Annotated in this window: 22 protein-coding genes and 1 tRNA gene; 11 read left to right on the top strand and 12 right to left on the bottom strand. The window is 66.5% G+C overall.

Annotated features, from left to right (window positions below; all coding sequences use genetic code 11):
- Nucleotides 1-4: 4 nt before the first annotated feature.
- A complete protein-coding gene (gene efpL / locus IEV56_RS09155) occupies nt 5-568 on the top strand; it encodes an elongation factor P-like protein EfpL (RefSeq protein ID WP_188450059.1) in 564 nt (187 codons plus the stop codon).
- A 59-nt stretch (nt 569-627) separates the two neighbouring features.
- Here efpL and IEV56_RS09150 read toward each other — a convergent pair whose 3' ends face one another.
- Nucleotides 628-1,191 carry an NUDIX hydrolase gene (locus IEV56_RS09150; protein WP_188450058.1) on the bottom strand — a complete coding sequence of 188 codons (564 nt, stop codon included), beginning with the start codon at nt 1,189-1,191 and terminating at the stop codon, nt 628-630.
- A 169-nt stretch (nt 1,192-1,360) separates the two neighbouring features.
- Here IEV56_RS09150 and IEV56_RS10670 point away from each other — a divergent pair, with 169 nt between their 5' ends.
- Nucleotides 1,361-1,714, top strand: a complete 354-nt coding sequence (locus IEV56_RS10670; protein ID WP_268235762.1) for an amino acid permease — start codon at nt 1,361-1,363, stop codon at nt 1,712-1,714.
- Nucleotides 1,711-2,790 carry an APC family permease gene (locus tag IEV56_RS09145; RefSeq protein WP_268235761.1) on the top strand — a complete coding sequence of 360 codons (1,080 nt, stop codon included), beginning with the start codon at nt 1,711-1,713 and terminating at the stop codon, nt 2,788-2,790. The genes IEV56_RS10670 and IEV56_RS09145 overlap by 4 nt, the downstream gene beginning before the upstream one ends.
- 48 nt (nt 2,791-2,838) lie before the next feature.
- Here IEV56_RS09145 and IEV56_RS09140 read toward each other — a convergent pair whose 3' ends face one another.
- A complete protein-coding gene (locus IEV56_RS09140; protein WP_425488573.1) occupies nt 2,839-3,987 on the bottom strand; it encodes a DNA recombination protein RmuC in 1,149 nt (382 codons plus the stop codon).
- A 219-nt stretch (nt 3,988-4,206) separates the two neighbouring features.
- The gene (locus tag IEV56_RS09135; protein ID WP_188450056.1) at nt 4,207-4,518 is read right to left on the bottom strand and encodes a high-potential iron-sulfur protein; all 312 of its coding nucleotides are present in this window, start codon (nt 4,516-4,518) and stop codon (nt 4,207-4,209) included.
- Nucleotides 4,519-4,659: 141 nt separating this feature from the next.
- Between IEV56_RS09135 and IEV56_RS09130 the strand changes: the two genes are divergently transcribed.
- The 3 genes from IEV56_RS09130 to mtnC are packed head-to-tail and all read left to right on the top strand — an operon-like array spanning nt 4,660 to nt 6,523.
- Nucleotides 4,660-5,277: a methylthioribulose 1-phosphate dehydratase gene (locus tag IEV56_RS09130; RefSeq protein WP_229730238.1), complete on the top strand. Its 618-nt coding sequence runs from the start codon at nt 4,660-4,662 to the stop codon at nt 5,275-5,277.
- Nucleotides 5,274-5,822, top strand: coding sequence for a 1,2-dihydroxy-3-keto-5-methylthiopentene dioxygenase (locus tag IEV56_RS09125; protein WP_188450054.1), 549 nt, complete (start codon nt 5,274-5,276; stop codon nt 5,820-5,822). The genes IEV56_RS09130 and IEV56_RS09125 overlap by 4 nt, the downstream gene beginning before the upstream one ends.
- Complete coding sequence (mtnC, locus tag IEV56_RS09120; protein WP_188450053.1) at nt 5,819-6,523, top strand: acireductone synthase; 705 nt, start codon at nt 5,819-5,821, stop codon at nt 6,521-6,523. Before IEV56_RS09125 ends, mtnC begins: the two co-directional genes overlap by 4 nt.
- Here the strand turns inward: mtnC and IEV56_RS09115 are convergent.
- From IEV56_RS09115 to hisS, 3 genes are read right to left on the bottom strand one after another with little or no spacing between them, the layout of a single operon-like run.
- On the bottom strand, nt 6,520-8,088 hold the full coding sequence (locus IEV56_RS09115; RefSeq protein WP_188450052.1) for a calcineurin-like phosphoesterase C-terminal domain-containing protein: 1,569 nt from the start codon (nt 8,086-8,088) through the stop codon (nt 6,520-6,522). The two genes, mtnC and IEV56_RS09115, sit on opposite strands and share 4 nt — an antisense overlap.
- Nucleotides 8,085-9,968, bottom strand: coding sequence for an HAL/PAL/TAL family ammonia-lyase (locus IEV56_RS09110; RefSeq protein ID WP_188450051.1), 1,884 nt, complete (start codon nt 9,966-9,968; stop codon nt 8,085-8,087). Before IEV56_RS09110 ends, IEV56_RS09115 begins: the two co-directional genes overlap by 4 nt.
- On the bottom strand, nt 9,968-11,326 hold the full coding sequence (gene hisS, locus IEV56_RS09105; RefSeq protein WP_188450050.1) for a histidine--tRNA ligase: 1,359 nt from the start codon (nt 11,324-11,326) through the stop codon (nt 9,968-9,970). The genes IEV56_RS09110 and hisS overlap by 1 nt, the downstream gene beginning before the upstream one ends.
- Before the next feature lie 167 nt (nt 11,327-11,493).
- Between hisS and IEV56_RS09100 the strand changes: the two genes are divergently transcribed.
- Nucleotides 11,494-11,570 (top strand) — tRNA-Pro (locus IEV56_RS09100).
- A 23-nt stretch (nt 11,571-11,593) separates the two neighbouring features.
- On the top strand, nt 11,594-13,282 hold the full coding sequence (locus tag IEV56_RS09095) for a GspE/PulE family protein (protein ID WP_188450049.1): 1,689 nt from the start codon (nt 11,594-11,596) through the stop codon (nt 13,280-13,282).
- On the opposite strand, the gene IEV56_RS09090 is transcribed toward IEV56_RS09095, so the two are convergent.
- Genes IEV56_RS09090 through IEV56_RS09065 form a run of 6 tightly spaced genes read right to left on the bottom strand, consistent with a single transcriptional unit; the run spans nt 13,283 to nt 20,178 of the window.
- On the bottom strand, nt 13,283-14,581 hold the full coding sequence (locus tag IEV56_RS09090) for an argininosuccinate lyase (protein ID WP_188450048.1): 1,299 nt from the start codon (nt 14,579-14,581) through the stop codon (nt 13,283-13,285).
- Nucleotides 14,578-15,534, bottom strand: a complete 957-nt coding sequence (gene argC / locus IEV56_RS09085) for an N-acetyl-gamma-glutamyl-phosphate reductase (RefSeq protein ID WP_188450047.1) — start codon at nt 15,532-15,534, stop codon at nt 14,578-14,580. Before argC ends, IEV56_RS09090 begins: the two co-directional genes overlap by 4 nt.
- Nucleotides 15,531-16,859: an acetylglutamate kinase gene (locus tag IEV56_RS09080; protein ID WP_188450046.1), complete on the bottom strand. Its 1,329-nt coding sequence runs from the start codon at nt 16,857-16,859 to the stop codon at nt 15,531-15,533. Before IEV56_RS09080 ends, argC begins: the two co-directional genes overlap by 4 nt.
- Nucleotides 16,856-17,956 (bottom strand): acetylornithine deacetylase, encoded by a 1,101-nt coding sequence (locus IEV56_RS09075; RefSeq protein WP_188450045.1) that lies wholly within the window; start codon nt 17,954-17,956, stop codon nt 16,856-16,858. Before IEV56_RS09075 ends, IEV56_RS09080 begins: the two co-directional genes overlap by 4 nt.
- Nucleotides 17,953-19,149 carry an argininosuccinate synthase gene (locus IEV56_RS09070; RefSeq protein ID WP_188450044.1) on the bottom strand — a complete coding sequence of 399 codons (1,197 nt, stop codon included), beginning with the start codon at nt 19,147-19,149 and terminating at the stop codon, nt 17,953-17,955. Before IEV56_RS09070 ends, IEV56_RS09075 begins: the two co-directional genes overlap by 4 nt.
- A 12-nt stretch (nt 19,150-19,161) precedes the next feature.
- Nucleotides 19,162-20,178 carry an N-acetylornithine carbamoyltransferase gene (locus tag IEV56_RS09065; RefSeq protein WP_188450043.1) on the bottom strand — a complete coding sequence of 339 codons (1,017 nt, stop codon included), beginning with the start codon at nt 20,176-20,178 and terminating at the stop codon, nt 19,162-19,164.
- Nucleotides 20,179-20,451: 273 nt separating this feature from the next.
- Here IEV56_RS09065 and cysS point away from each other — a divergent pair, with 273 nt between their 5' ends.
- Genes cysS through IEV56_RS09050 form a run of 3 tightly spaced genes read left to right on the top strand, consistent with a single transcriptional unit; the run spans nt 20,452 to nt 23,998 of the window.
- Nucleotides 20,452-21,822, top strand: a complete 1,371-nt coding sequence (gene cysS, locus IEV56_RS09060) for a cysteine--tRNA ligase (protein ID WP_188450042.1) — start codon at nt 20,452-20,454, stop codon at nt 21,820-21,822.
- Nucleotides 21,819-22,247, top strand: coding sequence for a SufE family protein (locus tag IEV56_RS09055; protein WP_425488572.1), 429 nt, complete (start codon nt 21,819-21,821; stop codon nt 22,245-22,247). The genes cysS and IEV56_RS09055 overlap by 4 nt, the downstream gene beginning before the upstream one ends.
- Nucleotides 22,244-23,998, top strand: coding sequence for a DUF885 family protein (locus tag IEV56_RS09050; protein WP_188450041.1), 1,755 nt, complete (start codon nt 22,244-22,246; stop codon nt 23,996-23,998). Before IEV56_RS09055 ends, IEV56_RS09050 begins: the two co-directional genes overlap by 4 nt.
- Nucleotides 23,999-24,026 lie beyond the last annotated feature (28 nt).

The raw sequence follows: 24,026 nt of genomic DNA, 5'->3' as shown, positions 1-24,026 counted from the left end.
TCCCATGAAAGCTGCTGACGTCAAGAAAGGCAACGTGGTCGAACACAACAACACCGTATACCAGGTGCGCGACATCGAGCGCTCCTCGCCGCAGGGCCGCGGCGGCAACGTCACCTTCCGGTTCACGCTGTACTCGGTGCCGGCCGGCAACAAGTTCGACCTGAGCCTGCGCGCCGACGACGAACTGAAGGAAATCGAACTGGTCCGGCGCGAGGCCAGCTTCTCGTACATGGACGGCGACGCCTTCGTGTTCCTCGACGCCGAGGACTTCACGCCCTACCAGCTCGACGCCAACGTGGTCGGCGACATGGCCGGCTACATCACCGAGGGACTGGAAGGCGTGTACGTGCAATTGATCGACGACGCGCCGGTGGCCATCCAGCTGCCGCCGAGCGTGGTGCTGGAAGTGGTCGACACCCCGCCCGAGCTCAAGGGCGGCACCGCCACCAAGCGCCCGAAGCCGGCCAAGCTCAGCACCGGCTTGGAGATCCAGGTGCCGGAATACATCAGCAACGGCGAGAAGATCTACGTCTCCACCGTCACCGGCGAGTTCAACGGCCGGGTCTGATCCGACGCCTCAGGCGATTCGCCCGCGAAGGCGTGCTCCGGCACGCCTTTGTTTTTTGCTCAGGCCGCTGGCGACCGATGTGCCAACCAGCGCCGCGCCATGCGCCGCAGGGATTCGTCCAGGTCCGGCCGCTCGGCCAGTTCGGCGATGTCGAACCAGGCCAGCGCCAGGGATTCCGCGTTTTGGCTGAAGTCCTCGCCGTCGGCGGCACGCACCACGAAGCGCAGGTCGTAATGCCAGTGCGCCGGTTCCGTGCCACGCGCCGGAATCTGATGCCGGTCCAGATCGAAGATGCCGCCCTCGCACACCAGTCCAGCCAAACCGGTCTCCTCCCCGGCCTCGCGCAGGGCTACCGCCGCCAGATCGGCGTCGCCGTCGGCATGCCCGCCCGGCTGCAGCCAGCGGTCCAACTTGCGGTGGTGCATCAATAGCGCACGCCGGCCGTCGGCCGAGACCAGCCAGGCCGAGCCGGTCAGGTGGCCATGGGCCAGGCTACGCTCGCAGCACGCGGGATGGGCTATGACGAATGCCGCGAAATCGGCACGCAGGGCGTTCTGGCCGGGGTCTTCCGGCCGGTACTGCGCCAAGGATTCCAGCAACTTGCGTTGAATCGCGTCCAGCATGGCGGTTTGCCCTCCGTTTTTCGGCCAAGGGGCTTTACCGCCGCGCCCAACTGCCTTATGGTAATCGGGTTCAACGGCATTGTGCCGGAACGACGTATTTTTCCTAAATAAAACAATTCAGAGGGCAGAATTAATGGCCAACAATCCCAACCCGGGACTCCTTTCGCGCATGCTGATGCGGAAAAGCGTGGAGCAGGTCCAACGGGAAAGCGAAACCAGCACCTTGAAGCGGACGCTCGGTCCCTGGAACCTCGTGTTCCTGGGCGTGGGCTGCATCATCGGCGCCGGCATCTTCGTCCGTACCGGCAACGCCGCCGCGCTGCATGCCGGTCCGGCCGTGCTGCTGTCCTTCCTGGTGGCCGGCATCGTCTGCGCCCTGGCCGGCCTGTGCTACGCCGAACTGTCCTCGACCCTGCCGGTTTCCGGCTCGGCCTACACCTACAGCTACACCACGGTCGGCGAATTCGCGGCCTGGATCATGGGCGGGCTGCTGCTGCTCGAATATGGGCTGACGGTCTGGTGATTCCGCCGGAGCTGACCGGTCCCTACGGCCACGCGCTGATGCGTGACGGCGCGGCGGTGCTCGGCGCCGACGGCAATCCGGTCACCACCCTGTTCAACCTGCCGGCCTTCCTGATCTGCCTGCTGCTCGGCGGCCTGCTGATCATCGGCGTCTCGGAAAGCGCCAAGGTCAACAACATCATTGTCGCCATCAAGGCCTCGGTCATCATCGCCTTCATCATCATCGTGGGCTGGTACGTGATCCAGCACCTCGACACCCTGAAGGCCAACTGGGATCCTTTCATCCCGGAACCGACCGGCAAGGAAGGCGAATACGGCTGGGGCGGCATCTTCCGCGCCGCGTCGATCGTGTTCTTCGCCTACATCGGCTTCGAGGCGGTGTCCACCGCCGGCCAGGAGGCCAAGAACCCGAAACGCGACATGCCGTTCGGCATCATCGGTTCGCTGCTGATCTGCACCGTGCTGTACATCCTGGTGTCGATCGTGATGACCCTGATGGTCAACTACAAGCTGCTGAACGTGCCGGATCCGGTCGCGGTCGCGGTCGACGCGCTCGGCCCGGCCTGGGGCTGGTTCGCCAAGATCATCAAGATCGGCGCCATCATCGGCCTGACTTCCGTCATCCTGGTGCTGATGTACGGCCAGACCCGCATCTTCTACACCATGGCCCGCGACGGCCTGCTGCCGCGGGTGTTCTCGACCGTGCATCCGAAGTTCCAGACCCCGTGGGTCAACACCATCCTGGTGGCCGTGCTGACCGCCGTGTCGGCCGCGTTCTTCGACATCAACACGCTCGGCGACATGACCTCGGTCGGCACCCTGGCCGCGTTCGGCATCGTCTGCCTGTCGGTGATCTGGCTGCGCACCACCCACCCGGAAATCCCGCGCGGCTTCAAGGTCCCGCTGTATCCGGTGCTGCCGGCGCTGGGCATCATCGCCTGCTTCGCGCTGATCTTCACCGTGGAGAACCGCGTACTGGTGTTCTTCGGCTGGTACGTGCTGGCCGCGGTGGTGCTGTACTTCCTTTACGGCCTGCGCAACTCGCAGCTGCAGAAAGGCCTGCAACAGCACGACTGATGCCGACTGCTGCAGTGAAACGGAAACGGCGCCCTCGGGCGCCGTTTTTCATTCCTGCGGATCGTCTTCGCCGGCAGGCTCCGGCCCGGAATCCAGCCCGAGCATACGCAGGGCATCCTGCTCGCCGAGTCCTTCCACGCCTTTGAGCTTGCGCTCGATCGCGCGGCTTCGCGTGCCGGCGCCGTCGATGATATTGGATGCCTCGTCCAATTTCTTCCGGGTCTTGGCAAGCACGTCGCCGAACTTGCCGAATTCGGTCTTCACCGCACCCAGGACCCGCCATACCTCGCTCGAGCGTTTCTCGATCGCCAGCGTGCGGAAGCCCATCTTCAGTGAATTGAGCGTCGCCGCCAGCGTGGTCGGGCCGGTCACCATGACCCGGTATTCGCGCTGGAGGGACTCGACCAGACCCGGCCGCCGCAATGCTTCCGCGAACAGGCCCTCGGTCGGCAGGAACAGGATGGCGAAATCGGTGGTGTGCGGCGGCGAAACGTATTTTTGCGCGATGCTTTTGGCCTCGTCCTTCAGCCGCCTCTCCAACGCGGCACCGGCCGCCGCCGCGGCTTCGGCATCCGCTCTTTCCTGGGCGTCCAGCAGGCGCTCATAGTCCTCACGCGGGAATTTGGCGTCGACCGGAATCCAGACCGGGGTTTCGTCGTCTTTCCGGCCGGGCAGGCGGATGGCGAACTCGACGCGGTCATTCGAGCCCGGACGGGTGGCGATATTGGCGCCGTACTGGTCCGGCGTGAGCATTTCCTCCAGGATCGCGGCCAACTGCACTTCGCCGAAGATGCCGCGGGTCTTGACGTTGCCAAGTACGCGTTTAAGATCGCCGACGCCGACCGCAAGCGATTGCATCTCGCCGAGTCCGCGGTGGACCTGCTCAAGCCGCTCGGAAACCTGCTTGAAGGAAGCGTCCAGCCGCGTCTGCAGGGTGCTTTGCAACTTTTCATCGACCGTCTGCCGCATCTGGTCGAGTTTCGACGCATTCTCGGTCTGCAACTCCTTGAGGCGCCCTTCCAGCGTCAGGCGCACTTCACCCAAGCGGTTGTTGGTCGTCAACTGCACGCTTTCAAGCTGGGCGGCCAGCTGCGCGCGGATGCCGTCCAAGGCGGTGGTGTTCTCCTGCCGGCTTCCGCGGATCTCCTCGCGCATGCCGCGTTCGAGGCGGTCGATGTCCTCGCGTAAACGGTTCATGGCGGGCTCGAAGGCCCCCGAAACGGACGCGGCCGGATCTGCTTGGCGCAATGCGCGTACATTCCAGATCAGGGCAAGGACCAATCCGGCCAATATGGCAACGGACACGATGACGACGAATTGAATGGACATAAAAAATAAGCCAAGCTCGAAGGGAACTTGGCTTATCTTACGGCATGGCGGTCTCGTAACCCGAGACCGCCGCGATTGCGGGATGGATCAGGCTTTCTTGACCCAAGCCGAGCACCAGCCGGCCGGCGCCACGGCGAAGCCCGGGAAGATGCTGCAGCCCTTGGTGGCGGGTACGTACAACTTGCAGTTGGCGCAGTTGCTGCCCGGCTTGGCGCCCACGGCTTTCTTGGCGTCGGCCACGTATTTCAGCGCCACGGCCTGCGGATTGGTGGCCGGCAGCGGCTTCAGGGCCTGGGCCGACACGGTGGCGCTCATCATGGCGCCGACGAACGGCAGGGCGGCGGCGGAAACCAGGCCGCGGATCAGGAACTGGCGACGGCTGTTTTGTTCGGCTTTCATGGCAAACTCTCCTGTATTCATGAGAAAATGGAACTCGGGTGAATCATACGCTTTCCGCGTGTATCGTGGCTTAATCCAAATCAAGAAAGCGTGTGTTTTTTCTCCTGACTTTTCAATCAATTGAGAATGAATCTTATTACGATGACAGACCGTAAAGCACAATTGGTCGACGAGCTGATCCGGCACACCGGCGAGTTGGCGCGTGCCGGTCTGACGCCGGCCACCAGCAGCAATTTCTCCGCGCGTCTGGACGACAGCCGTTGTGTCATCACCGTCAGCGGCCGCGACAAGGGCCGGCTGACGCCGGATGATTTCATGGACGTCGACATGGACGGCAAACCGGTGGAACCGGGGCGCGTGTCGTCGGCCGAAACCCTGCTGCACACCCAGATCTACCGATTGCGGCCGGAGGCAAGCGCGGTGCTGCACACGCACTCGCTGGCGCAGACCCTGCTGTCGATGCGGCACGAGCGCGCCGGCTACATCGAACTCGCCGGCTACGAGCTGCTGAAAGCCCTGCACGGCATCAAGACCCACGATGCCCGCGTGCGCGTGCCGGTGGTGCCGAACTCCCAAGACATGCCGGCGCTGTGCGCCGCCATCGAACCGGCATTCGCCGACGAGCCGTTCTGGGGCTATCTGATCGCCGGCCACGGCCTGTACGCCTGGGGCCGCGATCTGGCCGAAGCGCGCCGCCATCTGGACGCCTTCGAATTCCTGCTGACCGCCGAAATGACCAAACTGGGGTTCCGCGCATGAGCCGTTTACGCACCTTTTCCGAAACCGATCCGTCCACCGTGCTGTTCGAAAGCGGTGACGGCATCGAAATCGCCGCCCGCCTCGGCGCGCTCGGCATCAGCTTCGAACGCTGGCCGGTGCGCGACATCGCCCCGGACGCCACGCCGGAGCGGATCATGGAACTGTATCGGCCGGAGATCGACCGGCTGGTGGCCGAGAACGGCTTCCGCTCGGTCGACGTGGTCAGCATCAATCCGGATCATCCGGACCGCGAGGCGATGCGCGCCAAGTTCCTCGAGGAACACAGCCACAAAGAAGACGAAGTGCGCTTCTTCGTGCGCGGCAGCGGCCTGTTCACCCTGCACATCGGGCATCAGGTGCATGAGGTGCTGTGCGAAGCGCAGGACCTGATCCGCGTGCCGGACGGCACCAAGCACTGGTTCGACATGGGACCGGAACCGCTGTTCACCGCCATCCGCTTCTTCACCGAGCCGGACGGCTGGGTCGGTTACTTCACCGGCTCCGGCATCGCCGCCCGCTTCCCGCGCTACGAGCCGGCGGCATGAGCGGCATCGGCGCCGTCGTCACCGACATCGAGGGCACCACCAGCTCGATCGCGTTCGTACGCGAGGTGCTGTTCCCGTACGCCCGCCGCGCCCTGCCCGGCTTCCTGCAAGAACACCACGACCGCCCGGACGTGGCGCAGTGGCTGCGGCGCGTGGCGGAGGAAACGCAGCAATCGGCCGACGACCTGGACGGCATCACCGAAACCCTGCTGGCCTGGACCGACGCCGACCGCAAGCACACCGCGCTGAAGGCCTTGCAGGGCATGATCTGGGTCGACGGCTACGAGAAGGCGACCTATGCCGCACCGGTGTATGGCGACGCCGCCGAGGCCCTGCGCGCCTGGCACGCGCGCGGCATTCCGCTGTATGTGTACAGCTCTGGCTCGGTGCCGGCGCAGAAGCTGTTCTTCGGCTTCACCGAACACGGCGACCTGCGTCCGCTGTTCAGCGGCTACTTCGACACCGAAACCGGCGGCAAGCGCGACGCCGCCAGCTACCGCGCCATCGCCACGGCGATCGGCAAGCCGGCCGCGGAACTGCTGTTCCTGTCGGACATCGTGGAAGAGCTGGACGCCGCGCGCGAAGCCGGCTGGCGCACGGTGCTGGTCGACCGCCGCAGCGATTATCCCGAAGCGCGCACCCGCGAGGCCGCCAACGGCCACCCACGGGTGGAACGCTTCGACCAGATCGCCGGGCTTTAAGGGCCGGCGTCCTGCAGGCGGTAAACGGCAGTCTCCAGCACCTCGCCCAACCACGGGTCACGGGCCCGGACGTCGATTTGGTGCTCGCCGACCGGTAAATCGGTCGGTAACGGCAGGCGCCAGAGATGGCTGGACGGCGTGGCTTCCGGCAGGCGGTCATCGCCGCGCAACGCGTTCGCGTCATCATCGGCCAGATTCTCGGCCAGCACGCGCGGATCGGGTTGCAGCACACGCGTCATCGGCCGCCATGCGCCGCCATCGACGCGGGCTTCGACCACGGTATCCGGCCGGGCCATGAACACGTTGGCGTACAGACCGAAACCGGGATAGGCGCCGCGGCGCAGCACCTTCGGTGCATGCAGTGCCATCGCGGCCTGCGGCGCTTGCCGGGCGTTGAACCACTGCAGGCGGTAATCGCGGGCGGCGACGGTCAGCCGCGCATAGCCGTTCGGCGTGCCGTCGCTCATGGTGCTGTCCGGAATGCCGGCGGCGTCTTTCACGCCGGACCAGAACGCACCGCAGGCGGCGCCGGCGTTGTATTCGTGCAGGCGGCCTGCCCCGTACCAGTCGCTGTCGGGTCCGTGGCGCAGATGCGTCTGCGTGTGCGAATGCGCGGTCAGCAGCAGCACGTCGCGGAACGGCTCCAGCAGCCGGAACAGGCGCTGGCGGTCGGCGCGGCGGAAGGTGTCGCGGTCGCTGCGGGTCTGGAACAGCGGGATGTGCGCGGCGATCACCAGCAGCTTGTTTTTGTCGGCGCCGGCCAAGTAGCGGGCCAGGAAATGGAACTGGCTTTCGCGCAGGCCGCCGATGTAATCCGGCGTTGCGCCCGGACGGTAGATGACGTCGTCGAGCACGATGAAATTGGCCTCGCGCTCTTCCCAGGCGAAGGTGTCCGGGCCGAACTGAGCGCGGAAGCTTTCCAGCGAGCGCGCGTCGTCCGGCGCGTCGAAATCGAGATCGTGGTTGCCCGGGGCATACAGCCACGGCACGCCCAGGGATTTATCGACGGCCTTGACCGCCGGCAGCAGCATCAGGTCGTCGTGCACGATGTCGCCCAAGCTGATGCCCAGACGCGCGTTGGCGTTGCCGATCAGCGGTTCGACGATATCGCGGCGGTAATAGTCGACGTCCTGCGCCGATTTCGGCTGCGGGTCGCCGAACACCAGCACCGACAGCGGCGAGGTCGCGGCCGCCTCGGGCAGTAAGGCGAAGTCGCGGCAGGCGCTGTCCGAGCGGCGCACGCCGCCGTACTTCAGGTCGCCGGCTTGGTTGGCGAAGCGGTCCGGCAGGCCGTCGGCACGGCGCGGCAGATCGAATCCAGGCGGTTTGATCACGAACAGGGTTCGGCCGGGGCGCGCCTTCAGCCGATAACGGCCGGCGCCGTCGGTACGCACGATATGCTGGCCGTCGGACACCGCGATATTGCGCAGGCCGCGTTCGCCGGCATCGAACACGCCGTCGCCGTCGGCATCGAGAAACACATGGCTGCGGCAGTCGCGGGCCGAAGCCGCCAGCGCCAAGGACGACAGCAGCACGGCCAGCGCGATGCGCGCCGAGCGGTTCATGCGGCGGCGCGCGCGGCCATCAACAGCTCGCCGTGCTTGATCAGCTCGACCATGCGCTGGACCTCGCCATCCATCGCGCGGTCGGCCGGCATGAAGGCGATGTGCCTGCGCAAGGCCCCGAGCGCGGCGCGCACGGCCTCGCCGGCGCTGAACTCGCCGGCCTCGGCCAATTCGGCCCGCAACGCCGCGACCTCCTGCAGGAACACCGGATAGTCGGGATGCTCCGGTGTGGGCGCGCCGTTGATCTTGCCGGCCAGTGCTTCAACCCCATGCCGCGCCGCCAGACTGCGCGCGGCGTTGATCATATCGCGGCGGAAATCCAGGGCCTGCGCGGCGGTATAGATCTCCAGCGCGATGACCTTGGCCAGGTCGTGCGTCATGTCGAGCACGTGCCGCGCCTCGTTGGCGCCCATCGACACGTGATCCTCGGCGTTGGCGCTGGTCGGCACCGAATACACCGAGGCCGGATGCGCGCGCGTGGCGAGGTCGTTGACGATGGCGGCGGCGGTGTACTGCACGATCATGAAGCCGCTTTCGGTGCCGTCTTCGTTGCCGATCAGGAACGCCGGCAAGCCGTCGTTGGTGGCCGGATCGACCAGCTTGTTCAGGCGGCGCTCCGAGATCGAGGCCAGCACCGGGATGGCGGCCTTGACGTAGCTCATCACCAGCGCCAGCGGCATGCCGTGGAAATGGCCGGCCGAGACGATGCGGTCCTCGATGTTGCGCGCGCCCGGCAGGTCCGGGAAGATCAGCGGGTTGTCGGTGACCGCGTTCAGCTCGATCTCCAGCACGCGCTTGGCCTGCGCGATGGCGTCGCGCACCGCGCCGTGCACCTGCGGGATGCACCGCAGCGAATAGCTGTCCTGCGGCTGGTGCTTCTTGCCACCGCGGAATGGCATGAAACGGGTATAGAACTTCTCGCGGCCGTGGCGCTGGCCCGGCGGCACCCAATCCCAAGCGATGTCGAAATTCAGCGCGTCCAGCTCGGCATCCGGCCAGCAACCCGGCAACCAGCTCTTGAACTTCGGCACCAGGTGGTAGGCGATATCGGTCAGCGTCGAGCCGCGCAACAGCGTCTGCAGGTGCGCGGCGACGTGCACCTGCCCCGGATGCGGGCGCAGCGCGTGCACATGCTCGTCGAAGGCACGCAGACGGCCGGCGAAGGCGTCGAGAGTCATCGCCGCGGCCAAATCGGCGGTATCGCACAACTCTTCCAACCGGGCCACGGCCAACACGCCGGTGGCCAGCATCTGCGCAGTGCCGTTGTTCAGCGCCAGACCTTCCTTATGCGACAACGCGATCGGCGCCAGACCGGCCTGCGACAAGGCCTCGGCGCCCGGCAGACGCCGGCCTTGGTAGAACGCCTCGCCGCCGCCGAGCAGCACGATGGCCAGATGCGACAGCGGCGCCAGATCGCCGCTGGCGCCGACCGAACCGAGCATCGGCACCACCGGCACGACGCCGGCGTTGAGCATGGCGGCCAGGGCCTGCAGGGTCTCGACCCGGATGCCGGAGTGGCCGCGCATCAATGTGTTGATGCGGATCGCCATCATCGCGCGCACCACCTCCGGCGCGAACGGCTCGCCGACGCAGACCGCATGGGTGATGATCAGGTTGCGCTGCAGCTCTTCCAGCAAGGATCCGCCGCCGCGCCGGCTGTCGCGGATGTGGTGGGCGCCCAGCAGCTTGTCGGCGTTCGAGCCGAAGCCGGTGGACACGCCGTACAGCGGCTCCTGCTGCTTGACCTGTTCGGCCAGGAACTCGGCGGTGTCCGCCACGTTCGGCAGCTGCGCCGGATCCAGCACCACGCTGGCGCCGTAGGCGACGGCGACCAGCTGGTCGTGGTTCAGGGAATTGCCGTCGAGCGTGATCGACTTCATCACAACCCCCAGTCGCGCGCTTGGCTCAGGCACGGCAGCAGATCGCCGCGGGCGATCTCGACCTGCTTGCCGGTCGCCAGGTTCTTCAGGCTGACCACGCCCTTGGCCTGCTCGCTCTCGCCGTACAGCACCATGTAGCTGAAGCCGACCTTGTCGGCGTACTGGAACTGCTTGGCCAGCTTCTTGGCCTCCAGCTGCACTTCGCAGTCTATGCCGGCGCCGCGCAGTTCGCGCGCGATGGCCAAGGCCTCTGGCAGGTCCTCGTCGCGCATCAGACCGACCAGCACCATGTGGCTCTGCGCGTCCGGGGTAATCAGGCCCGCCTCGCGCAATTGCCAGAACAGCCGGCTGGCGCCGATCGAAATGCCGACGCCGGGCAGCTTGGACTTGCTGTAATGGCTGGCCAGGTTCTCGTAACGGCCGCCGGAACAGATCGAGCCGATCTGCGGGTAGTCGTCGAGCGTGGTCTCGTACACCGTGCCGGTGTAGTAATCCAGGCCGCGCGCGATCGAGAAGTTCAGCGCGTAGCGGTTTTCCGGCACGCCTAGGGCTTTGATCAAAGTCAGCACCTCGGCCAGCTCATCGACGCCCTCGGCGGTCTGCGGGTGCTCGGCCTTGAGCTCGGCCAGGATCGCCATGGCCGAATCGTGCGTGCTGGAGCGGCGCAGCACGAAGCCGAGGATCTTCTCGACGGCGGCGTGCGGCAGGTTGAAGCCCTCGCCTTTCAGGGTCTGCGCCACCGCTTCGGCACCGCGTTTGTCGATCTTGTCGATTTCGCGCAGCACCAGCGCCTGATGCTCGCCGTCGCTGATGCCCATGGCCTCGAAGAAACCGCGCAGGATCTTGCGGTTGTTGAGCGAGATGGTGAACGGACCGATGGCCAGTTCGGAGAACACGGCGTGGATGACCGCCGGGATCTCGGCGTCGTAGCGCACCGGCAGCGAATCCTTGCCGATGACGTCGATGTCGCACTGGTAGAACTCGCGGAAGCGCCCTTTCTGCGCGCGCTCGCCGCGGTACACGCGCTGGATCTGGTAGCGGCGGAACGGAAACGCCAGCTGGTGCTCGTGCTCGGCCACATAACGGGCCAAGGGCACGGTCAGGTCAAAGCGCAGCGCCAGTTCGGGCGCGCCGCCCTGCTCCAGCGCGCCGGTCGACTGCACGAAATAGACCTGGCGCTCGGTCTCGCCGCCGGTCTTGGTCAGCAGCACCTCGGTAAGTTCGAATACCGGGGTTTCGATCGGCTGGAAGCCGAAACGGCGGTAATTGCGGCCGATGACCTCGAGCATGTGGTTGAAGGCGCGTTGTTCGCCGGGCAACAGTTCCAAGGTGCCGGCCGGGGTACGGGGCTTGATCACGGGTGTCTCCAGAGTTCCAAGCCGCCATTCTAACGGTTTGGCGCGGAGGCGGGCGTTTTGGCGACCGCCGAAAACCGGCTCGCATGGCGGTTGCGGAGGCTTCCCCGGAATTTTTCGCGCGAAACCCTTTTCCTCCGGCACCGAAATGCAGTAAAATATCCGGACATCGGGGTGTAGCTCAGTCTGGTAGAGCGCTACGTTCGGGACGTAGAGGTCGCAGGTTCGAATCCTGTCTCCCCGACCAATTCAACATCGTCAGGACCGCATATGGCCGTCAGCCGGGTTCCGGAGCAGAAAGCCATTCTGCTGAACGACAGCAAGGACCTTCGCGAGTATCTGAAGTTCGTGCGAGCCGGCCAGTTCATCTGGAACGCGTTCGAGCACCGCATCTCCCGCCATGAGTGGCTCAAGCTCAACGACGACTTCACCGAGTCCGAATTCCAGACCTCGGTCACCTTCGGCATCCCCATCGTCCGCCTGTCCCGGTTCAAGCCGGACGGCAACGCCGTATCGCTGATCGACGCCAAGGCCGCGCGACGCTTCCGTGCGGTGCCGGTGATGCTCGACGGCGACGATTGCGTGATCGCCATGGAACACCCGGACGACAAGGCCGCGCTGGAGTCGCTCGGCTTCCTGTGCAAGCCGAAAGTGGTGCCGCTACTGGCCAGCGCGGCCGAAATCCGCGACGCCATCGCCGAATGCTACGACCGCGTCGAGGACTCCGAACTGCTGGCCCAGCTCGGCATCGACCCCAACAGGACCGAAGCCGACACCACCGAGGAAGAGGAACGGCGCTACTCCAACGAGCGGCCGATCGTGCGCGAGGTGGCCGCCCTGCTGGCCGATGCCGCGGCCCGGCGCGCGTCCGACATCCACTTCCGGCCCGGGCCGGAAGGCACCGACATCCTGTTCCGCATCGACGGCGAACTGATGCCGGTGCGGCGCCTGGTGTCCAGCCTACATCGGGCCGTCACCGCGCGGGTCAAGGTGCTCGGCCGCATGAACCTGGCCGAGCACCGCAAGCCGCAGGACGGCCGCTCCAACTTCACCCTCGACGACGGTCGCGTAATCGACCTGCGCATCTCGGTGCTGCCCTCGATTTACGGCGAAAGCGTGGTGATTCGCCTGCTCGACACCATGGAAAGCCTGTGGAGCATCGACCAGATCGGCTTGGAACCGGCCGACCGGCAACGGCTGGAAGACGTGATGGAACGCAGCCACGGCATCTTCCTGACCACCGGCCCGACCGGCTGTGGTAAGTCGACCACGCTGTACGCGATGCTGATGGAGATGCGCAAGCAGCGCGTCAACATCCTCACCATCGAGGATCCGGTCGAATTCCACATCGCCGACATCCAGCAGATGCAGGTCAACCGGCCGGCCGGCTTCACTTTCGCCTCGGCGCTGCGCAACTTCCTGCGCCACGATCCCGACATCATCATGGTCGGCGAGATCCGCGACCGCGAGACCGCCTCGATCGCGGTGGAAAGCGCGCTGACCGGGCATCTGGTGCTCAGCACGTTGCACACCAACACCGCCGCCACCACCGTCACCCGCCTGCTCGACCTCGGGGTCGAACCCTACCTGCTGCGCGCCTCGCTGTTGGCGGTGATGGCGCAGCGTCTGGTGCGGCTGACCTGTGAGCGCTGCAAGGAACCGGAAACGGTGCCGGCGCATGTGCGCGCTTATTTCGATCTGGCCGAGGGCGAGGTGTTCCACAAGGGCCGCGGCTGCACGCACTGCGACGGCCTCGGCATCAAGTTCCGCAAGGCGGTGTACGAGCTGCTGGTGGTGTCGCCGAAAGTGCAGGAACTGATCGTGGCCGGCGCCGAAGCCGAGAAGATCCAGCAGGTGGCGGTGGCCGAAGGCATGCGCCCGCTGACCCAAGCCGCGCTGGCCATGGCCCGGCGCGGCGAGATTTCGCTGATGGAGGCCTGGCGCGTGCGCGCCGAGTGATCAACCGGCGGTGAAGACCGCCAGCCGCGCCGCCAACACGTCCAACCCCAAATTGACGCCGGAACCGGCCGAGGTCCGCGCCTGCAGGCTGTCATCGGCCGAGCGACCCTGCCACAGCGCAGGATCGGCCGCTTTCACGTAAGCCTCGCGGAACGGCAGGCCGTCGCGCGCGAACTCGATGGCCAGGTCGGTGGCGTGCATCGACGGCTCGATGGCCGCGTCCAAGGCCTCCGGATGCCATTCCAGCTTGGCCAGCAGTTCCGGCACCAAGGCCAAGGCCGCCAAGCCATGTCCGAAACCGCGCAGCACCGGCGCCTTGGTGAACTGCAGATCGCGGTGGTAGCCGGACGGCAACGACAGTACCTGCTCCAGCTCATTGCGCGCGCCGGACACCACGGCATAGGAAGCGCGCAGCAATTCGACCAGATCCGGATTGCGCTTGTTCGGCATCAGCGAACTGCCGGTCTGGTAGGCCGGCGGCAAGCGCACGAAGCCGAACTCGCTGCTGGTGAACAGCGACAGGTCCCACGCCAACCGGCGCAGGTCGCCCATCGCCGACAACAAGGCCTCCAGCGCCGCCAGCTCGAACTTGCCGCGCGACAGCTGGGCATAGGTGGCGACCTGCTGGGTGCGCGCGAAGCCGAGCGCCTGCGTGCTGTGCGCGCGGTCGAGCGGCAGGTTGACGCCGAAGCCGGACGCCGAGCCGAGCGGATTGGCGTCGATCCAAGTCAGCGTCTGGCGGGCGCGTTCGGCATCATCGAGGAAGGCCTCGGCCCAAGCGCCCCACCACATGCCGAGCGAGGACACCATGGCGCGCTGCAGGTGGGTATAGCCCGGCATCGGCACCAGCGCTTCGGCGCGGGCGCGTTGCAGGGCGCCGGCGGCGATGCCGGCGCACAGCGACGCGAGCTCGTGCAGCTGGGCCTTCAGCCACAGGCGCGAGGCGACCAGCACCTGGTCGTTGCGGCTGCGGCCGGTGTGGATCTTGCGGCCGGTATCGCCCAAGCGCTCGGTCAGGAACTGCTCGATGGCGCTGTGGCCGTCCTCGAAGCGCTCATCGAGCGTGAAGCCGCCGGCGGCGTACAGCGCGGCCAAGGCATCCAGCTCGCGCAGCAAATCGGCGCATTCGGCTTCGCTCAGGATGCCGATGCGCTGCAGGCCCTCGGCATGCGCCTTGCTGGCCGCGATGTCGTACACGAACAGGGCGCGGTCGGACTGGATGTCCTCGCCGGCCAGGAAGCGCTGGATGGCGGCGTCGATTTCGAAGCCGGGCTTGGCCCAGATGACGTTGTCGTTCATAGGATTCCCGTGGTTTCCGGCAGGCCGAGGCCGAGATTGATGTTCTGCAGCGCCTGGCTGGCCGCGCCCTTGAGCAGGTTGTCGAGCACTGAGATCACCACCAGACGGCGGCCGTCAGCGGCTAGCGTGAAGCCACCGACCAATGCCTTCGGCGTACCGGCCACGGCACTGGTCCACGGCACGGCATCGCTGACCTCGAGCAACGGCTCGTTGCCGTAGCATCCGGCATAGCGCGCGCGGATTTCGTCCAGATCGAACGCGCGCGCCAGCGGCAGGTTGGCGGTGATCGACAGGCCACGGAAATGCGGCGCCACATGCGGCATGAACTGGATGTCGCAAGCCATCCGCGCGGCGACTTCGCGCTCGTGGATATGGCCGACCAGGCCATACGGCATCAGGTTGTCCTTCAGCTTGACCGGATCGTTCTTGTCCGAGGGCGTGGTGCCGGCGCCGGAATAACCGGACACGCCGAAGCACTGCACCGCGCCGGCCAGCGCATCGCGCATCGGCGCGACGGCCAGCTGCATGGCGGTGGCGTAGCAGCCCGGATTGCTGATGCGGCGCTGCAGCGCGTACGCACTGCGGGTCAGTTCCGGCAGACCGTAATACCAACCGGCGTCGAAGCGGTAATCGGCCGACAGGTCGAGCAGCAGGGTGTCCGGGCGGATGCGGTCGAAAGCCTCGATCCACGGCGCCGCCAAGCCGTTCGGCAAGGCCAATACCGCCACATCGAGCGCCTCGCGCGCCACGTCCAGCGGACCGAGATTGCGGTAATGCAGGCCGGCCGGCGCCGCCGGCTCGAAGCGTTGCACTTCCAGTCCGTCGCGCTCGCGCGAACCGACGTAAGCCAGTTCCAGCGCCGGATGCGCGGCCAGCAGACGGATCAGTTCGCTGCCGACGTAGCCGCGGGCGCCGATCAAACCGATGCGGAGGCGTTTCGGCGGCGCGTTCATGCGCCCTCCGCTTCGTGGAAGCTGGCCGGCTTGTCCAGGCAGTAGGCCACCGCCCGTTCGATTTCGGCGAAACCCTCCAGCCCGTACCAGAACACCGTCCAATGCCCGCACTTCAGGCAGCCGTCGGCGGCCTGCAGGTAGAAGGCATTGATCGGATTATCGTGCCGCGAACGCCAGAACAGCTTGGGCGTCTCCTGCCGCATCACCGACCAGGCGGCGGCGCCCAGGCCCTCGCCCTGCGCGTCATCGGCGACCGCGAACTTGTCGAGATAACGGCCGCCGGGCGCGTCCAGCAACACCAGCGCGGCGCGGTAATCGGCACTGTAATAGACCTTGGCCGGGCTGTTGTCGCGGAAATAGCCGGCGCGCATCTTCTTGCCGAAGCCGGACTCCAGCAGCTTCTGCAGTTTTACCTTGTCGATCCTGGACCAGCCCTTCGCCGACTGGATGCGCTGGCCCTTGCGCACCAAGGTGCCGGAACCGCGGTGGGTGAACAGCTCCTTGGCCAACTCGGACGGCTTGGTGATCGACACCGAGCTTTCCTTCGGCAGATCCTCCAGCAGGGCGGCGATCTGTTCGATCTTGACCTTCATGCCCGAATGCAGCCAGGGCTGGCGGATCAGCTGCGCGTAGTCGGTGGACAGGTTGATCGAATCGATGATGCGTCCCTCGCCGTCGAGCAAGCCGCCGGTGCCGGTCAGGAAGATGATCTTGTACGGCTTGAGGGTCTTGACCACTTCGTTGGCGGCCCAGTCGGCGTTGATGTTGACGATCTGGCCGTCGGCGGTTTCGCCCAGCGAGGAGATGACCGGGATCGAGCCGGACTTGATCGCCGAATAGATGGCCTCGGTATGCACCGTCACCACCTTGCCGACCATGCCGTAGCGCTTGGCATCCAGCAGTTTGGCTTCCAACACGCCGGAATTCAGCGACACGGCGCGGATGCCCTGCACCTGCAGCGCTTCGACCAGGCGCAGGTTCTCCTGCAGGCAGACCCGGCGCACGGTCTTCAACACCTTGCCGGTGGTCACCCGCAGGCCGTCGACGGTGCGCTTGCGCACGCCCTGCGCGGCCAGCTCGGCATCCAGCTGCGGACCGGCGCCGTGCAGCACGATCGGCGTCAGGCCGACCTGCTGCAGGAACCCGAGCGAGGACACCAACGCGTCGAGGTCGTCGCGCAGGATGGCGCCGCCGACCTTGACCACGGCGAAGCGCGAGGCGTCGCGCTGCGAGAAGCGCTTCAGGTACTGTTGGATCTCCTTGGCGCTGCCGATGTTGCTGAGCAGGCGCACGATGGTGTCGCGGACTTGGCTATCGGCGCTCATGCGCGGCCTCCGAGGATGCGGACGTAATGGCGGACGGCGGTTTGCAGCTGCTCCAGCGCCACCCACTCGTCGGCGGTGTGCGCCTGCGCGATGTCGCCGGGGCCGAACACGAGGGCGTTCAGGCCGGCGGCCGAGAACAGCGAGGCCTCGGTCCAGAAGTCGACCGCGTGGCCGACCGGCAACTCCAGCGCCTCGGCGAAATCACGGGCGCGCAACCGGCGGGCTTCAGCTTGGGCGGTGTCGCCGGCCGGCAACGTCGGACCGGCGAAGGTGATTTCGTAGTCTTTCGCGACCTCCGGCAACAGGGCCGCGAACGCGGCGTGCAACGCCTCCGGCGACTGCGTCGGCAACGGCCGGAAGCCCAGGCGCAGCTCGGCTTCGCCGGCAATCATGTTGGCCTTGATGCCGCCGTCCATCCTGCCGATGTTGAACGGCATGCCGGTCAGGCCGCCGAAGCGCTGATGGTTTTCCCGTTCGGCCAACGCCAGCGCCTGCCCGCCCCAAAGCAGGGCCTGGTGCACGGCGCTCTGCATCGGATTACGGATTTTCGAGGCATGGCCGGATTCGCCGCGGAACCGGACCATCGCCGCGGCGATGCCGCGGTGCGCCAACACCGCTTCGCAGCGGGTCGGCTCGGACACGATGACATCGGTAAAGCCGTGATCGCCGGCCAGGAAGGCCGCGATGCAGCGCGGGTCATTGGCCTCCTCGTCGCTGCTGAACAGGAACGCGGCGTCGCCGGTCGCCGATTCGGCCGCGGCCAGCAGGCCGGCGGCGGCGCCCTTGATATCGCAGGCGCCCAAGCCGATGGCACGGCCGTCTTCGACCAGCAGTTCATGCGGATTCCGGCTCCAACCCGGCGCCGACGGCACCGTGTCCAGATGTACGTTGAACAGCGTGGTCGGCGCGCCGCGCACGGCCAACAGGGACACCGCGCCGGCGCCGTGGTCGGTCAGCGTGCAGCTGAAGTCCGGCAGGTTGGCGCGCAGGTAATCGAAGATGCCGCCGGTGCCGATGGCACGCGGCGGATTGCGGGTATCGAACGCGACCAGATGCCTCAGGTGCTCGAGCGTCCGCGCCAGCAGGGCCTCGCTCATGCACGGTCTCCGTTGACCTTGGCCCACAGGTTCGAGCTCATGCCGAACAGTTGGATGAAGCCCTCGGCCTCGGCCGCGCCCCAGTTCGCGGACTGCGCGTAAGTGGCGCCCTTGGCCTGCAGGATATGCGCGGATTCGACCGCCACGGCGGTGACCGAGCCGCCCTCGGTGCGCAGGGTGACCTCGCCGTTGATGCAACCCTGGCTGGCGCGCAGATAGGCCTCCAGATCGGTCTTCAGCGGATCGAAGAAGAAGCCTTCGTACACCAGCTCCACCCATTTACGGCCGACGGTGGGCTTGAAGCGGTTCTGCTGTTTGCTCAGCACCGCCTCTTCCAGCGCGCGGTGCGCGGTCTGCAGGGCGGTCAGTCCCGGGGCTTCGAACACGATGCGGCCCTTGAGGCCGATGGTGGTGTCGCCGGTGTACAGGCCGGTGCCCACACCGTAGGCGGCGAACAGGCGGTTCAGTTCCTTGAGCATCGCGCCCCCGGCCATCGGCTGGCCGTTCAGGCGCACGGCCACGCCGTTCTCGAAGCCGAGGCGGACCTGCAGGGCCTCGATCGGCCACTCGGCGCGCTTGGCGCACCAGCCCTTCAGTTCCGGCGCCGGCGCCTGCCATTGGTCGATCTCGCCGCCGGACAGAGTGATGCCCAACACGTTCTCGTTGATGGTGTAGGCCTTCTGCTTGGCCGGCACCGCGAAGCCGCGGGCTTCCAGGTATTCCTGCTCGTACTGGCGCACATGGGTGTGCTGCTTCTGGATCTCGCGGATCGGCGCCAGGATGGTGTAATCGCCCAGCGACTGGATGGCGACGTCGAAGCGGACCTGGTCGTTGCCCATGCCGGTGCAGCCGTGCGCCACGTAGCGGGTGCCGAGCTCGCGGCAACGGGCCAAGGTATGCTGCACAATCAGGTAGCGGTCGGACACCAGCAGCGGATACTGGTTCTGGTAGTTCTCGCCGGCCCAGACGAAGGGCGTGACGAAGGATTCGAACAGATCCTGGGCCAGATCCAGCGTGCGGTGCGACGCCGCGCCGAGTTCGGCCGCGCGCTGCTCGATGTAGGCCAGCTCCTCGGCGCTGACGCCGCCGGTGTTGGCGAACACGGTATGCACGCGGTAGCCCTGCGCCTGCAGGTAGGGAATGCAGAAGCTGGTGTCCAGGCCACCGGAGAACGAGAGGACGACGTCTTTCATGGGGGATTTTCCTTAGCGGATTTCGGGATGGTTGATGAGGGTGTCCATGACCGCCTTCTGCACATGCAGGCGGTTTTCGGCTTCCTGCACGGCGATGCAGGCCGGCGAGTCCATGACCGCGTCGGTGGCCTTGATGTTGCGGCGCAGCGGCAGGCAGTGCGAGAACACGCCGCCGTCGGTCAGCGCCATCTTGGCCTCGTCGACGATGAAGTGCTTGTATTGCTCGCGCATCGGCTGTTCGGCGCCCCAGTTGCCGAAATACGGCAGCGCGCCCCAGCTCTTGGCGTACACCACGTGCGCGCCGGCATAGCTGCGCTCGATGTCGTGGCTGACCGTGAACGAACCGCCGGCGGCGCGGGCGTTGTCCTCGGCCCAGCCCATATAGCGTTCGTCCAGCAGGTACTGCGCGTTCGGGCACAGCAGGGTCACGTCCATGCCCATGCGGGTGGCGATGGTCAGCGCCGAGTTGGCCACGGCGGTATTCAGCGCCTTCGGGTGATAGGTCCAGGTCAGCACGTATTTCTTGCCGCGCAGGTCGCGGGTGGCGAATTGTTCCTGCAGGGCCAGGATGTGCGCCAGTTCCTGGCAGGGATGCGTGATGGTCTCCATGTTGATGACCGGCACCGTGGCGTAGCGCGCGAAGGCGTTCAGCACCTTGTCCTGGCGGTCGTCCTGCCAATCGATGAATTTCGGGAAGGCCCGCACCGCGATCATGTCGACATAGGAGGACAGCACCTTGGCGACCTCGATGATGTGCTCCTCGGTGTCGCCGTCCATCGCGGTGCCGAGTTCGAACTCGATCGGCCAGGCGTCCTTGCCGGGCTGCAGCACCACGGCGTGCGCCCCCAGCTGGAAGGCGCCGAGCTCGAAGCTGGTGCGGGTGCGCATCGAGGGATTGAAGAACAGCAGCGCGATCGAACGGCCCTTGAGCTGGTCGCCGAGTTTGTTGGCCTTGAACTCGCTGGCCTTGGCCAGCAGGTGCTGCAGGCCGTCGACCGACCAATCCTGGGTGTTGAGGAAATGCTGCATGGTGGGATCCTTGTGGGGGCGCGGAAACGAAAAAACCCAGCCTGGGCTGGGTTTCTATGGAAAATGCGAATGCTCCGGAGACCCAGCTATCTTGTCGGCAACGGTCGGCGGGCACGCGAGGTCATCGACGACGCCATGCGGGCGGACGACAGGAACTCGACGGCGGAGAAATTCGGGCACATGCCGGCGATTATGGGCCAAAACCCGCGTACGGGCAAGGCGCGGCGCTGAATTCGGGCTAAATCGGCGGCCAAAGCTTGCTAAAATGCCGGCATGAGCATCCATTTCCACAACAACCTGACCCGCCGTCTGCAGGTCTTCGAACCCGCCGATCCGTCCAACGTCACCGTGTACCTGTGCGGCCCTACGGTGTACAGCTACGTGCATATCGGCAACGCCCGCGGCCCGGTGGTGTTCGACGTGCTGGTCAAGCTGCTGCGCCGGCGCTACCCGAAAGTGACCTACGCCCGCAACATCACCGACGTCGACGACAAGATCAACGCCGCGGCCAAGGACGCCGGCGTGCCGATTTCGGCCATCACCGACAAATACACCGCCATCTACCGCGCCGACATGGCCGCGCTCGGCATCCAGCCGCCGGACATCGAACCGCACGCCACCGCGCACATCCCGCACATCATCGCGATGATCGAGCGCCTGATCGATTCCGGGCACGCCTATGCCGCCGAAGGCCATGTGCTGTTCGCGGTCGACAGCTACGCCGAATACGGCCATCTCTCGCGCCGCAGCCTGGACGAAATGATCGCCGGCGCGCGCGTGGACGTGGCGCCGTACAAGCGCCATCCAGGCGATTTCGTGCTATGGAAACCGTCCACGCCCGACCTGCCGGGCTGGGATTCGCCGTGGGGCGTGGGCCGGCCGGGCTGGCACATCGAGTGCTCGGCGATGAGCGAAGCCCATCTGGGCGAGACCATCGACATCCACGCCGGTGGCGTCGACCTGCAGTTCCCGCACCACGAGAACGAGATCGCGCAGAGCACCTGCGCGCACGGCGGCAAGGTGTTCGCGCGCTTCTGGCTGCACAACGGCATGCTCAACTTCGGCGGCAGCAAGATGTCGAAGTCGGTCGGCAACGTCAGCGTGCTGCACGAGCTGCTGGCCAAACATCCGCCGGAAGCGCTGCGCTATGCCCTGCTCTCGGCGCATTACCGGCAGCCGCTGGATTGGTCGGATGCGCTGATCGAACAGAGCGTCAAGACGCTCGACCGCCTGTACGGCACCCTGCGCGACCTCGCCGACGTCGACGCCACGCCGGGCGAAATCCCCGAGGCCGTCGAAGCCGTGCTGTGCGACGACCTCAACACCCCGCAGGCCTTGGCCGAACTCGCCAATCTGGCCGGCCAGGCGCGCCGCAGCGAAGACGCGGCCGAGCGCGCGGCGCTGAAATCGCAGTTGCTGGCCGCAGGTGAAGCGCTCGGCCTGCTGCAGCAGTCGCCGGAAGCCTGGTTCACCCGCGGCGCCGACGGCAGCGACGACAGCCGCATCCAGGGCCTGGTCGACGAACGCACCGCCGCCAAGGCCGGCAAGGATTTCGCGCGTGCCGACGCCATCCGCAAGCAGCTGGCGGATGAGGGCATTCTGCTGGAGGACACGCCGCAGGGCGTGCGCTGGAAACGGGCATGATGCTGACGCCGCCCGAAGCCAGCGCCGCCGAAGCGCAGGCCGCCATCGTCGAGGAGTTCGGCTTCTTCGGCGACTGGTCCGAACGCTATCAATACCTGATCGACCTGGGCAAGCGCCTGCCGGCCTTCCCGGACGACTGGAAGACCGAGGCCAACCGCCTGCAGGGTTGCCAGTCGAAAGTCTGGATCGTGCCGGAGGCGCGCGACGGCCGGCTGTTCTTCGCCGCCGCCTCCGACTCCAGCATCGTGTCCGGCCTGGTGTATCTGGCCCTACGCGTGTATTCCGGGCGCACGCCGGCCGAGATACGCGCCACCGCGCCGGATTTCGTGCAAGCCATCGGCCTGTCCAAGCACCTCTCCCCCACCCGCAGCAACGGCTTCGCCGCCCTGCTCGCCTTCATCCAACATACCGCGGAGTCCGCATGAGAATCCCCGCCGCCGGCCTGTCCTTGGCCATCGCCGCCGCCCTCGCCCTGCCCTCGCAGGCCAGCAGTCCGATGGCGCCGGCCGTCGTCCCATACGCGTCCGAGATTCCGCGCCAGCAGCACATGCTGGCGTTTTTCGTGGAACGCTTCAGCGCCGACCTGGCCAGCACCGAACACGTGTACGACATCGACGCCGGCCGCGGCCGCGAAGCCGCATTGCGCGCGCTGTACACGGGCTGGCAGACGCGCCTGCACGGGTTCAAGCCGGCCGAGCTGACCTTGGAGGACCGCGTCGATTACGCCCTGTTCGACCGCGAATTGGGCTATCGGCTGAAGCAGCTGGACTTCGAGCGCCAACGCCATGAGCAGGCGCTGGCTCTGCTGCCGGAGCTGGCGCCGCTGATCGATCTGGCCGAACAGCGCCGGGCGCTGAAGCCGGTGTTGCCGCTGCAGGCCAAACGCCTGATCGAAGCGGCCGACGCGTCGCTGCAGGCCAGGCAGGCCGAGCTGCAAACCGATGCCGCCGGCACCTCGCCCATCGTCGCCCTGCGCGCGGCGCGCCTGCTGGCCGCGTTCCGCGAAGACTTCAGGCAATGGCACACCTTCTACGACGGCTACGATCCGGCCTACACCAAACATGTGGCCGCCGCCTATACGGCGCTGGACAAGCGCATGGAGGCCTACGGCACCTTCCTGCGCAACGACGTGGCCAAAGCCGCCGACCCGGAAACCATCATCGGCGATCCGATCGGCCGTGACGCCGTGGAAGCGGCGCTGCGCTACGAACTGATTCCCTATACGCCGGAAGAGATCGTACGCCTGGCCGAACGCGAACTGGCCTGGTGCCAGGACGAGATGCGCAAGGCCGCCGCCGAGATGGGCTATGCCGACTGGCACGAGGCCCTGGAGAAGGTGAAGCAGGACGGTCCGCCGCGCGGCGGCCAGCCGCCATACGTGGTCGAGTTGGCCGACGAAGCCATCGCCTGGCTGGAGCGCAACGGTTCGGTGACCGTGCCGGAACTGGCCAAGCGCGACTGGCGGATGACCATGCTGACCCCCGAATACCAGTTGCAGGCGCCGTTCTTCCTCGGCGGCGAGGACGTCTGGGTCGCCTACCCGCACGACAGCATGCCGGCCGGGAAACAGGCCATGGCCCTGCGCGGCAACAACCGCCATTTCTCGCGGGCGGTGGTGCACCACGAGCTGATTCCCGGACATCACCTGCAGCATTTCTACAACAGCCGCTACAACACCCAGCGCCAGCTGTTCGACACCCCGTTCTGGACCGAAGGCTGGGCCCTGTACTGGGAATTCGTGATGTACGAAAAGGGCTTCGCCGCGACGCCCGAGCAGAAGATGGGCATGCTGTTCTGGCGCAGCCACCGGGCCGCGCGCATCCTGTTCTCGCTGTCGTTCCACATGGGGCAAATGACGCCGCAGCAGGCCATCGACCTGCTGGTCGAACGCGTCGGCCACGAGCGCGAGAACGCCGCGGCGGAAGTGCGCCGCAGCTTCGCCGGCGACTACGGCCCGCTGTATCAGGCGGCCTACATGCTCGGCGGCCTGCAGTTCCGCGAACTGCGCCGGGAACTGGTCGAATCCGGCCGGATGGGCGAGCGCGAGTTCCACGACGCCATCCTGAAAGGCGGCCCGATGCCGGTCTCGATGGTGCGCGACCGGCTGCGCGGCGAGGTGCCGGACGCGCCGCTGGCGCCGCATTGGCGCTTCTATCCGGCGCTGGACGCGAAATGAAAAAACGCCCCGAACGGGGCGTTTTTTC

It is taken from the genome of Arenimonas maotaiensis, from assembly GCF_014638745.1.
Taxonomy (GTDB): Bacteria; Pseudomonadota; Gammaproteobacteria; order Xanthomonadales; family Xanthomonadaceae; genus Arenimonas; species Arenimonas maotaiensis.
The sequence above is the reverse complement of the archived record's forward strand: the minus strand, read 5'-3'. Positions and strand labels throughout refer to the sequence as shown.

What these genes read in the sequence shown, in the direction of transcription:
- efpL (WP_188450059.1), top strand. Translation starts at nt 5, where the DNA reads ATGAAAGCTGCTGACGTCAAGAAAGGCAACGTGGTCGAACACAACAAC.
- IEV56_RS09150 (WP_188450058.1), bottom strand. Translation starts at nt 1,191, where the DNA reads ATGCTGGACGCGATTCAACGCAAGTTGCTGGAATCCTTGGCGCAGTAC.
- IEV56_RS10670 (WP_268235762.1), top strand. Translation starts at nt 1,361, where the DNA reads ATGCTGATGCGGAAAAGCGTGGAGCAGGTCCAACGGGAAAGCGAAACC.
- IEV56_RS09140 (WP_425488573.1), bottom strand. Translation starts at nt 3,987, where the DNA reads ATGAACCGTTTACGCGAGGACATCGACCGCCTCGAACGCGGCATGCGC.
- IEV56_RS09135 (WP_188450056.1), bottom strand. Translation starts at nt 4,518, where the DNA reads ATGAAAGCCGAACAAAACAGCCGTCGCCAGTTCCTGATCCGCGGCCTG.
- IEV56_RS09130 (WP_229730238.1), top strand. Translation starts at nt 4,660, where the DNA reads ATGACAGACCGTAAAGCACAATTGGTCGACGAGCTGATCCGGCACACC.
- IEV56_RS09125 (WP_188450054.1), top strand. Translation starts at nt 5,274, where the DNA reads ATGAGCCGTTTACGCACCTTTTCCGAAACCGATCCGTCCACCGTGCTG.
- mtnC (WP_188450053.1), top strand. Translation starts at nt 5,819, where the DNA reads ATGAGCGGCATCGGCGCCGTCGTCACCGACATCGAGGGCACCACCAGC.
- IEV56_RS09115 (WP_188450052.1), bottom strand. Translation starts at nt 8,088, where the DNA reads ATGAACCGCTCGGCGCGCATCGCGCTGGCCGTGCTGCTGTCGTCCTTG.
- IEV56_RS09110 (WP_188450051.1), bottom strand. Translation starts at nt 9,968, where the DNA reads ATGAAGTCGATCACGCTCGACGGCAATTCCCTGAACCACGACCAGCTG.
- IEV56_RS09095 (WP_188450049.1), top strand. Translation starts at nt 11,594, where the DNA reads ATGGCCGTCAGCCGGGTTCCGGAGCAGAAAGCCATTCTGCTGAACGAC.
- IEV56_RS09090 (WP_188450048.1), bottom strand. Translation starts at nt 14,581, where the DNA reads ATGAACGACAACGTCATCTGGGCCAAGCCCGGCTTCGAAATCGACGCC.
- argC (WP_188450047.1), bottom strand. Translation starts at nt 15,534, where the DNA reads ATGAACGCGCCGCCGAAACGCCTCCGCATCGGTTTGATCGGCGCCCGC.
- IEV56_RS09080 (WP_188450046.1), bottom strand. Translation starts at nt 16,859, where the DNA reads ATGAGCGCCGATAGCCAAGTCCGCGACACCATCGTGCGCCTGCTCAGC.
- IEV56_RS09075 (WP_188450045.1), bottom strand. Translation starts at nt 17,956, where the DNA reads ATGAGCGAGGCCCTGCTGGCGCGGACGCTCGAGCACCTGAGGCATCTG.
- IEV56_RS09070 (WP_188450044.1), bottom strand. Translation starts at nt 19,149, where the DNA reads ATGAAAGACGTCGTCCTCTCGTTCTCCGGTGGCCTGGACACCAGCTTC.
- IEV56_RS09065 (WP_188450043.1), bottom strand. Translation starts at nt 20,178, where the DNA reads ATGCAGCATTTCCTCAACACCCAGGATTGGTCGGTCGACGGCCTGCAG.
- cysS (WP_188450042.1), top strand. Translation starts at nt 20,452, where the DNA reads ATGAGCATCCATTTCCACAACAACCTGACCCGCCGTCTGCAGGTCTTC.
- IEV56_RS09055 (WP_425488572.1), top strand. Translation starts at nt 21,819, where the DNA reads ATGATGCTGACGCCGCCCGAAGCCAGCGCCGCCGAAGCGCAGGCCGCC.
- IEV56_RS09050 (WP_188450041.1), top strand. Translation starts at nt 22,244, where the DNA reads ATGAGAATCCCCGCCGCCGGCCTGTCCTTGGCCATCGCCGCCGCCCTC.